Consider the following 8,152-nt stretch of genomic DNA (forward strand, 5'->3'; position numbering starts at 1 on the left):
CCCTGCTCGGCCCCAACGGGGCCGGCAAGACGACCACGGTCCGGATTCTGTCCACGTTGCTTCCCGCCGACGCCGGTACGGCCCGGGTCGCCGGATACGACATCCGCCGCGAGGCCGACCGGGTGCGCGCGTCGATCGGCGTGACCGGGCAGTTCTCCGCCGTGGACGGGGTGCTGACCGGGCGGGAGAATCTGCGGCTGATGGCCGATCTCGGCCACCTCGGCCGACGCCGCGCGGAGGCCGTGGTCGGGCGACTGCTGGAGCGGTTGGACCTGCTCGATGCCGCCGACCGCCGCGCGGCGACGTACTCCGGCGGGATGAAGCGGCGACTGGACCTGGCGATGACGCTGGTGGCCGGGCCGCGGCTGATCTTTCTCGACGAACCGACCACCGGCCTCGACCCGCGCAGCCGCCGTGAGCTGTGGGAGATCGTGCGCGAACTGGTGGCCGACGGGGTCACCGTCTTCCTCACCACCCAATACCTCGAGGAGGCCGACCGGCTCGCCGACCGCATCGGTGTGCTCGACGGGGGCCGACTGGTCGCCGAGGGCACCGCGGCCGAGTTGAAGCGGCTGGTCCCCGGCGGCCACATCGAACTCCGGGCCGCCGACGGCGAGCAAGTGGCCGAGCTGGCCCGCCGGTTGCCCGAAGCGAGCCCGAACGCCGAGTCCCTCACCGTGACCCTGCCACACGACGGCAGCCTCACCACCCTGCGCCGGCTGCTGGACCGCATCGACGACCGCGCGGTCACCGGGCTCGCCGTGCACACCCCGGATCTGGACGACGTGTTCCTGGCCCTGACCGGCCGGCCCACCACCGACGAGTCTTCCCGGGGGGTCCCGGTATGAGCACCGCGACGTACGCCCTCCGCGACGCGGCGACCATGCTGCGTCGCAACCTGCGACACATGGCCCGCTACCCGTCGATGACGGTGATGCTGATCGGCCAGCCACTGCTGTTCCTGCTGCTGTTCGTCTACGTCTTCGGCGGCACCATGGGCGCCGGTGTGCCGGGAGCCGGGGCGGGGAATCGCGGCGACTACCTGACATTCGTCACTCCCGGAATTCTGACGATGACGGTGGCGAGCGTGTCCATCGGCACCGCGGTCCTGGTCGCCACCGACATGACCAACGGGATCATCGACCGGTTCCGGACCATGCCCATCGCCAAGTCCTCGGTGCTGACCGGTCACGTGCTCGGCGCGATGATCCAGACCGCGCACGCGCTCGCGGTGATCTTCGCGGTGGCGTTCCTGCTCGGCCTGGAGACCGCCGCCTCGCCGATGCAGTGGATCGGCCTGATCGCTCTGCTCGCGCTGCTCTCCTTCGCGATGACCTGGTTCACCGTCGCGTTGGGTCTGGCCGCGCCGGATCCGGAGACCGCGAGCAACCTGCCGATGATCTTCGTGTTGCTGCCGTTCGTGGGCAGCGGGTTCGTGCCGGTCGAGTCGATGCCGGTCGGGCTGCGGTGGTTCGCCGAGCACCAGCCGTTCACGCCGATCATGGACACCATCCGCGGTCTGTCGGCCGGGTCGCCGGACGGTTCGGACACGCTGTGGGCCGTCGGTTGGTGCGTGCTGATCGGATCAACGGGCTACCTGTGGTCTCGGCGTCTCTACGGAACCCGGGGCGCGAACCGGGAGATACTGGCTCGATGCTGACCATCGGCGAGCTGGCGTCCCACTCGAAGGTGACGGTGCGCGCGATACGGCACTATCACGCCAAAGGGTTGCTGCCGGAACCGGAGCGAGACCACTCGGGCTATCGGCGGTACGACGCCGGCGCCGTGGTCGAGCTGATCAAGATCCGGACCCTGGCCGAGGCCGGCGTCCCCCTGGCACGCGTACGGGAGCTGCTCCGCGCCGGCGAGGAGGAATTCGCCGCGGCGATCGCGGACATCGACAGGCGCCTACGGGCGGAGATCCGGGAACGACGGCGACACCGCGAACACATCGCCCGGCTCGCGTCCGGGGACAGCCTGGCACTGCCCCCGGAGGTGGTCGAGTTCCTCGACCGGCTACGGGCGCTCGGGGTCGACGAGCGGATCGTCCGGGTCGAGCGCGACGGCTGGATCCCGCTGGCCGCGCACTCCCCCGAGCGAGTCCCGGAGTGGATGGCACGCAAGCGGGAGCAGCTCGCCGACCCCCAGCTCGTCGACTTCTACCGCACCCTGGGCCAAGCCCTCGACCGGGCCGACGACGACCCGCGGCTGGCCGAACTGGCTGACGAACTGGCCGCCTACATCACGCGCATGGCCGACGAGCAGGGCGAGGACTACGTCGACGACGCCGACATCGAGCCACCGTTCGCCAAGCTCATGGACACCCTGGCGTTCGACACCGCCCCGCCCGCCCGTCGGCTGATCGAATTGCTGAGGACGCGAGGCTGGACCGGCTGGACCAAGCTCGAACGGGTGGACCCGCCCCAGCCGTGACCGTCCCCCGCGGTCGCTCCGCAGTCGTGCCCGCTGTCGTCACATGGTGTTGACGATCAGCCCGATGTGCGTGAAATAGTTCAGGCCGCCGAAGAACAGAAAGGCCAGCCCGGACAGGGTCCAGGCCACCCCGACGACGCGTGCCGGCCGGCCCTTGGGGCGGTGCAGCGCGAGCGGGAACAGGACCGCGCCGATGCCGACCAGGACGTAGAGGCTGGAAATGAAGCTCGCCTCCAACATCGGATGATCGGCGAACTCACCGGAAACGGGCTCCTCGGGAGGCGCCGCGAACAACGTGTACTTCCAGCCCGCGGCGGCGATCCCGAAGCAGGCCAGGCCCAGGCCGAACACGAACACCGAGATGGGCGACGCCAGTTTCGTCAGGCGGGTGAGCCGGTCCGGGTCCTCGACCAGGGCGGCTCCCCGCTTCCAGAGGTAGAGCGACGCGCACGCGAGCAATACGCCGAAGGCCAGGGCGGGTTCGCCGAAGACGATGTTGTCGAACGGGAAACCCTGACCGGCCAGCGGCCACGTGAGGGTCATGTGCAGACCCGTCACGATCAGCACGAACCCGAGGGCGCCGAAAGCCAACGCCCACGCCTCCGGCGCGATCTTCCGCCCGGGGGACAGCAGTTGCCACCCCAATGCCACGACGAGCAGCAACCCGGCTCCGGCGGCCACGGACATGATCGTGTTGTAGGTCGGCATCTGGGCCCAGTCGATCTTCAAACCGGACGCCGCGAGACTGTTCGCGCCATGGCTCATACCGGGACAGTAGTTACCACATGGCGCCAATCATCCGATTCTTCCGACGTCAACCGGATGTTTCACCCGATTGCGGGCCATCGGCTCCGCGACCACCCGCACCCGTTGCCGCAACCGGACCTCAACCACCCGGCTGGGGATGGGAGTTGAGCGTCACCACCATGGGCGATTCCCACGACTGGGCCGTTTCGGCCCGAAACCAGGGTTGAGCCTCAGCTTGTCAACCTTGGTGCCGTGGGCTATATAGGTAAGCGTCGCTCGCCGAACGGACCCGGGCTCGCGAAGTCGTCGACAAGCCGAGGTCCACGGTTGCTCGAAGGTCGCATGAAGGAGGAACACCCATGCCCTCCACCCCGATTCTCGGCACATACCCGGTCACCGTGGGACGGCACTGCCTGGTCGTACTCGTCGGCGAGATCGACCTCGACACCGCCCCCGCCGTACGGCACGCCCTGGACGAGTGCGTCGCGCACCGCCCCCTCGACATCTGCGTCGACATGAGCGCGGTCTCGTTCTGCGACTGCGCCGGCCTCAACGCGCTGCTGCACGGCCTGCGCGCCGCGCGCGCCGTCGGCGCCGAACTACGCCTGCACGACGCGCAACCCAACGTCGCCCGTATCCTCACCCTCACGGGCGCCGGCGCCCTCCTGGGGGCACACCCCGCGTCCCGCTGACCGCCCGCCGGCGCAGCCCCCGCTGCGGCGCCCGCACCGCGTACGAACGTGCGCCCTCCCGATCCGTCCGGATCGGGAGGGCGCACGTCGGTACGGCCCTCGGGACCGCCTCCCAGGGCGCGACCGTGGTCGGTCAGTGGTCGGTGGAGGCCGCTTCCAGGACGAAGACCGGAATCTGACGATCGGTCTTCTTCTGGTAATCCGCGTAGTCGGGGAACGCCTCGACCGCCAGGTCCCACCACGGACCCTTTTCCGCCCCGGTGACCTCACGGGCGATCATGTCCCGGCGTACCGCACCGTCCTGGAGTTCCACTCGGGGATCGGCCACGAGATTGTGGTACCAGACCGGGTGCTTGGGAGCGCCGCCCTGTGAGGCGACCACGGCGTAGGCACCGTCCTTCTCCACCCGCATCAGCGGACTCTTACGGAGCTTGCCGCTCTTCGCGCCCACGGTCGTCAGGATGACGACGGGCAGCCCGCGCATCGTCGTCCCCTCCTTACCGCCGGAACTCTCGTACAACTCGACCTGCTCGCGAGCCCTCTTGTCGGGGCTCGGTTCGTACTCGCCTTCCAGGGGCATGGCCGTATCCCATCCGTGTGCAGTGGTCGACACTCGATCCAACCACCCCGACCTGCCCGAGAACCGCAACCGTCAACCGCGACACGGCATGTCGTCGACCCCGCCGGCGAACTCGTCGAGGCGCCGGTGCGATCGACCCGAAGCAGACGCGGCCGTCGGCACCTGGTCGGCGCCGTGCGCGGCGGGTCACGATCGGATACCCGCCCACCCGTCGTCTCGTCACGCACTTTTGTTCGCGCGCGGACCGGGCAGGCTGCACGGACAACACAGTCCGTCTGGCCCGGATCGGCAGCGAGCGCCGATCGGGCGAAGGGAGTTCCGGTGATCGAGGTAGGGGATATTCGCGAGTGGCGCACGCACGACGTCGTCGATCCCGACGGGCACAAGATCGGTTCCCTGGAAGCGATCTACGTCGACACCCGCAGCGACGAGCCGGCCATGGCCACCGTCCAGGTCGGACTGCCCACGCGCCACCGTCTGGTATTCGTCCCGCTGGGCAAGGCGATCGTGGGTCCCGGCTACGTCAAGGTCGCCTATCCCAAGAACCTGGTGAAGGACAGCCCCGCGATCGGCACGGACGACGTCCTGCCCGCCGAGGACGAGGAGGCGATCTTCCGCCACTACGGCCTGCCCTACCAGCCGGGCGCGGACGGCGAGCGGCAACTCGCCCGGCGCTGAATCCTCGATCACCCTCTCGATCAAGGAGCGAGCCGCGCCATGGTCCTGTTTCTGCTCTTGGTCATCATCGCCATCGTGCTGGGCATCGTCGGCGTCGTCGCGAAAGGACTCTTCTATCTGCTGGTCCTCGCGGTCGTTCTCTTCGTCGCCGACGTGGTCTACCTCGGGATGCGCTGGTCCCGGCGGGGTCGGGGCCCGATCCGCTGAGCCGGGCCGCACCGGATGTGCCGTGCCGCGACGGACCGACGTCCGTCGCGGCACGGCGGCACACTAGGAGGCGACGATGTTCTCCGCCTGCGGGCCCTTCTGGCCCTGGGTGACGTCGAACGTCACCTTCTGGCCCTCCTGGAGCTCGCGGTATCCGCTACCGGAGATGTTGGAGTAGTGGGCGAAGACGTCCGGGCCGCCACCCTCCTGCTCGATGAAGCCGAAACCCTTTTCGCTGTTGAACCACTTCACGGTGCCACTGGCCACGGCCGAACGCTCCTCGATCAGGGATGTAACGCGAACCACGCACTGTGCGAGGCCGCAGGTGATCGTCCTGGTTTCGTGAGGGTGCCCACGACAGCGAAAACGCTCGTGACTGCGGTCACGAGCGAACTTCTTCGAACCACGACTGCTGAGGCACGACCGTACCCGAGGCGTGATCGCCGCGCTACGCCTCCGGACCATCGACAAAGCGCGGTGTACACCTCGCGCAGGTGCGAACGTACCGAAACGTATCGATACCTTCCCCCTCGTCCGCCTTCGTCGACAGTCGGCGACTCGGCCGAAAGGACAGCCCGGCCACAAAGGAAGCGGAAGCCGTACGGGAAGCCGTAAAGGAAAAAAGTAAAAAAAGAAAAGGGAAAGGGTCCGACTCGGCATCGAATCGGACCCGATCGGACCCTTCCCCCATCTCACGGTTTCGCGGCGGCGAGTTCCCGGGTGGGCCTCGCGTCGACGGGTGGGTCAGATTCCGGACTGCGGTGTCGCCACCGGACGGGCGACCACTTCGACCTCCGCCATGCAGGCCAGGCAGAACGTCTCCCCCAGGCGGGTGCCGTGCTCGTCCTCGAAGGGAAGCACCGTAGCCCCGCACATTGCGGTGTCCTCGCGTTCCATCGCATGCCACACGACGCTCTCCGGGCCTTCGACCGCTCTCATCACGTGCATGTCAGCTCCCGTGTGCTGGGATCCATCGGTCTCACCCATACAAGCCGTGACCGGCCGAATCCGCATCCGGACGAACGCAGGGTGACCGTCGGCCTCGGCGGCCGGCCGTACGGGCCGGTTCGGCTTCAGCGCGGCGCGGTGGCCGCGAGTGCGGCGACGCGCGCGTGCAGCAGATCGACGTGCGACTCGGGCTCCGGCGCGGACAGCACGCTGCGCAGGATTTGTGTCCGGTTTTGATCGGCGACGGAGTGGGGGTGGCGTCGGAGGAAGTCGAGGACGCGGACGGGCAGCGTACTCAGGTGCACCGGATGCCCGGTGGTGTGTGCGCCGGCGTGCAGGATGTGCCGACTGGCGGCCTCCACCGACGACAGCCGCGGCCGGGTCTCGCCGGTGAGAGCCAGATAGGTCAGGATGTCCAACTCGGGCTCCTGGTACAGCATCAGCTCCGCCTCCCCGTCGATCAGTTCGCGCCACCGCCGCGCATCGCGCAGGGCCGCCGCCAGCGACTCGCCCAGGCCCCCGGGGGTGAGCGGGAGGGCCCGCAGAGTCAGCCACAGGGCTGCGGTGTCGAAGCGCTCGGCGTCGAGGCCGAGGTCGCCCGCACGCAGGGCCTCGGAGCCGAAGTCCACGGCTCGCGCGTCGTGTCGGGCGGCCCCGCCGACGCCGGTGTCCCGGAACAGTACGGCGCCGCAGCCGTGCACGTGCAGGCCGTGCTCGTGCGCGTCCACGACCACCGAGTCGCTGTCGGCGACGGCCCGCAGGTGGCGCGCGGTCGGAGTGTCGCGCAGTTCGTGGGCGTCGCTCACCAGGGCGAAGAAACCGCCGTAGGCGGCGTCCACGTGGACCCGGACGCCGTGATCGCGGCACAACGTCACGATGTCGGCGACCGGGTCCACGGCGCCGAGGGTGGGGGTGCCGACGGTGACCACGACGGTGCCGACCCGTTCCTTGGCCAGTTCCGTCGCGAGCGCGTCCGGGTCCATCCGCCCTGCGGCGTCGACGGGGACGGACCGGGAAGGCGTGCGCAGCAGCTCGCACATGCGTTCGTGGGCGGAGTACGTGTCGGCGCTGTGCGCGATGCCGAGTTCGGGGTGGATCTCCCGCGCCACCCACAGAGCTCGGAGGTTGCCGACCGTGGCGCCCGACGTCAGATGACCGACCGCATCGGGCAGTCCGAGCATCGACGCCAGCTCGGCGACGATCTCCTCCTCCAGGTCGGCGGCGGTCACGTCGGCATCGGTCACGCTGCCGTCGGAGTCGATCAGCACGGTGGCGAGGTGGCCCGCGACCGCGGCGGCGTGCGGGGGCTTGAGGGCGTATCCGGTGTAGGCGGGCTGGGCCGACGACCGGTTGCCGCCACCGCGCATCCGATCGGCCAACGCCGCGAACTGCCGCTCGACGTGCTCGTCGGCGGCCGACGGCAAGGAATCGGAGGGGGGACCCGCATGCGTGTCCGCCCACGCGGACACGGTGTCGAACGCCTCGGTCAACCGACGACGGCTGTCCATGCTGTGCCTCCGGATGCGCTGGGGGGCCGGGTACTCCGGGGTATCGGCGGTACCGGTTCGCGGCTCCGCGGGGATCACGCCCGCCGGGTGGAGCGTGCCGCTCCGAAGGGGATCGCCGGGCGGGACGGATTCGCGTCGCCGCCGGAGCAAAACCGGACAGTCAGAGTTCCCGGCATGGTGATCATCATGCGCGCGGCCCCCGAAACCCGCCTCCGCCCCGAGCCGCCCGACAAGCCCCGACGCTTCCCGTGCCTCGCACGGCATCGTCGTACCCAGGACCCCGCAAACGACCACCCACGCGGTACGCCCCACCGCCGGCGTACGACCCGGATCGCGGCCGAGGCACGCGCGTGCCGCAC

12 protein-coding genes are annotated in these 8,152 nt (G+C 69.5%); 7 read left to right on the top strand and 5 right to left on the bottom strand.

Going from position 1 to position 8,152, the window contains the following annotated elements; genetic code table 11:
* The 3 genes from GT354_RS27235 to GT354_RS27245 all read left to right on the top strand — a co-directional run.
* On the top strand, positions 1 to 848 hold an 848-nt coding region (locus GT354_RS27235), incomplete at its 5' end, for an ATP-binding cassette domain-containing protein (RefSeq protein WP_161359025.1).
* Positions 845 to 1,660 (top strand): ABC transporter permease, encoded by an 816-nt coding sequence (locus GT354_RS27240; RefSeq protein WP_161359026.1) that lies wholly within the window; start codon positions 845 to 847, stop codon positions 1,658 to 1,660. The genes GT354_RS27235 and GT354_RS27240, both read left to right, overlap by 4 nt.
* Positions 1,654 to 2,433, top strand: a complete 780-nt coding sequence (locus GT354_RS27245) for a MerR family transcriptional regulator (RefSeq protein WP_161359027.1) — start codon at positions 1,654 to 1,656, stop codon at positions 2,431 to 2,433. The genes GT354_RS27240 and GT354_RS27245 overlap by 7 nt, the downstream gene beginning before the upstream one ends.
* 39 nt (positions 2,434 to 2,472) lie before the next feature.
* On the opposite strand, the gene GT354_RS27250 is transcribed toward GT354_RS27245, so the two are convergent.
* The gene (locus GT354_RS27250) at positions 2,473 to 3,198 is read right to left on the bottom strand and encodes a DUF981 domain-containing protein (protein WP_161359028.1); all 726 of its coding nucleotides are present in this window, start codon (positions 3,196 to 3,198) and stop codon (positions 2,473 to 2,475) included.
* 341 nt (positions 3,199 to 3,539) lie between these two features.
* Between GT354_RS27250 and GT354_RS27255 the strand changes: the two genes are divergently transcribed.
* Positions 3,540 to 3,872: an STAS domain-containing protein gene (locus tag GT354_RS27255; protein WP_161359029.1), complete on the top strand. Its 333-nt coding sequence runs from the start codon at positions 3,540 to 3,542 to the stop codon at positions 3,870 to 3,872.
* A 133-nt stretch (positions 3,873 to 4,005) separates the two neighbouring features.
* Here the strand turns inward: GT354_RS27255 and GT354_RS27260 are convergent, their stop codons facing one another.
* Positions 4,006 to 4,452, bottom strand: a complete 447-nt coding sequence (locus GT354_RS27260) for a nitroreductase family deazaflavin-dependent oxidoreductase (RefSeq protein WP_161359030.1) — start codon at positions 4,450 to 4,452, stop codon at positions 4,006 to 4,008.
* 321 nt (positions 4,453 to 4,773) lie between these two features.
* Between GT354_RS27260 and GT354_RS27265 the strand changes: the two genes are divergently transcribed.
* Together GT354_RS27265 and GT354_RS52815 are read left to right on the top strand one after the other, a co-directional pair.
* On the top strand, positions 4,774 to 5,130 hold the full coding sequence (locus GT354_RS27265) for a PRC-barrel domain-containing protein (protein ID WP_161359031.1): 357 nt from the start codon (positions 4,774 to 4,776) through the stop codon (positions 5,128 to 5,130).
* A 39-nt stretch (positions 5,131 to 5,169) separates the two neighbouring features.
* Positions 5,170 to 5,337 (top strand): hypothetical protein, encoded by a 168-nt coding sequence (locus GT354_RS52815; protein WP_202512356.1) that lies wholly within the window; start codon positions 5,170 to 5,172, stop codon positions 5,335 to 5,337.
* A 63-nt stretch (positions 5,338 to 5,400) separates the two neighbouring features.
* Here the strand turns inward: GT354_RS52815 and GT354_RS27270 are convergent, their stop codons facing one another.
* From GT354_RS27270 to GT354_RS27280, 3 genes are all read right to left on the bottom strand, one after another.
* Positions 5,401 to 5,604 carry a cold-shock protein gene (locus GT354_RS27270; protein ID WP_161359032.1) on the bottom strand — a complete coding sequence of 68 codons (204 nt, stop codon included), beginning with the start codon at positions 5,602 to 5,604 and terminating at the stop codon, positions 5,401 to 5,403.
* 477 nt (positions 5,605 to 6,081) lie between these two features.
* Positions 6,082 to 6,285 (bottom strand): hypothetical protein, encoded by a 204-nt coding sequence (locus GT354_RS27275; protein WP_161359033.1) that lies wholly within the window; start codon positions 6,283 to 6,285, stop codon positions 6,082 to 6,084.
* 125 nt (positions 6,286 to 6,410) lie between these two features.
* Positions 6,411 to 7,793 (bottom strand): aminotransferase class I/II-fold pyridoxal phosphate-dependent enzyme, encoded by a 1,383-nt coding sequence (locus tag GT354_RS27280; RefSeq protein ID WP_161359034.1) that lies wholly within the window; start codon positions 7,791 to 7,793, stop codon positions 6,411 to 6,413.
* A 174-nt stretch (positions 7,794 to 7,967) separates the two neighbouring features.
* Here GT354_RS27280 and GT354_RS54550 point away from each other — a divergent pair.
* Positions 7,968 to 8,152, top strand: a 185-nt coding sequence (locus GT354_RS54550) for a hypothetical protein (protein ID WP_237535498.1), incomplete at its 3' end; no start/stop codon positions are given.

The organism is Streptomyces sp. SID3343, from assembly GCF_009865215.1.
Taxonomy (GTDB): domain Bacteria; phylum Actinomycetota; class Actinomycetes; order Streptomycetales; family Streptomycetaceae; genus Embleya.

Bases quoted from the DNA above. Each gene is read 5' to 3' on its own strand.
- GT354_RS27240 (WP_161359026.1), top strand. From the start codon at position 845: ATGAGCACCGCGACGTACGCCCTCCGCGACGCGGCGACCATGCTGCGT.
- GT354_RS27245 (WP_161359027.1), top strand. From the start codon at position 1,654: ATGCTGACCATCGGCGAGCTGGCGTCCCACTCGAAGGTGACGGTGCGC.
- GT354_RS27250 (WP_161359028.1), bottom strand. From the start codon at position 3,198: ATGAGCCATGGCGCGAACAGTCTCGCGGCGTCCGGTTTGAAGATCGAC.
- GT354_RS27255 (WP_161359029.1), top strand. From the start codon at position 3,540: ATGCCCTCCACCCCGATTCTCGGCACATACCCGGTCACCGTGGGACGG.
- GT354_RS27260 (WP_161359030.1), bottom strand. From the start codon at position 4,452: ATGCCCCTGGAAGGCGAGTACGAACCGAGCCCCGACAAGAGGGCTCGC.
- GT354_RS52815 (WP_202512356.1), top strand. From the start codon at position 5,170: ATGGTCCTGTTTCTGCTCTTGGTCATCATCGCCATCGTGCTGGGCATC.
- GT354_RS27275 (WP_161359033.1), bottom strand. From the start codon at position 6,285: ATGCACGTGATGAGAGCGGTCGAAGGCCCGGAGAGCGTCGTGTGGCAT.
- GT354_RS27280 (WP_161359034.1), bottom strand. From the start codon at position 7,793: ATGGACAGCCGTCGTCGGTTGACCGAGGCGTTCGACACCGTGTCCGCG.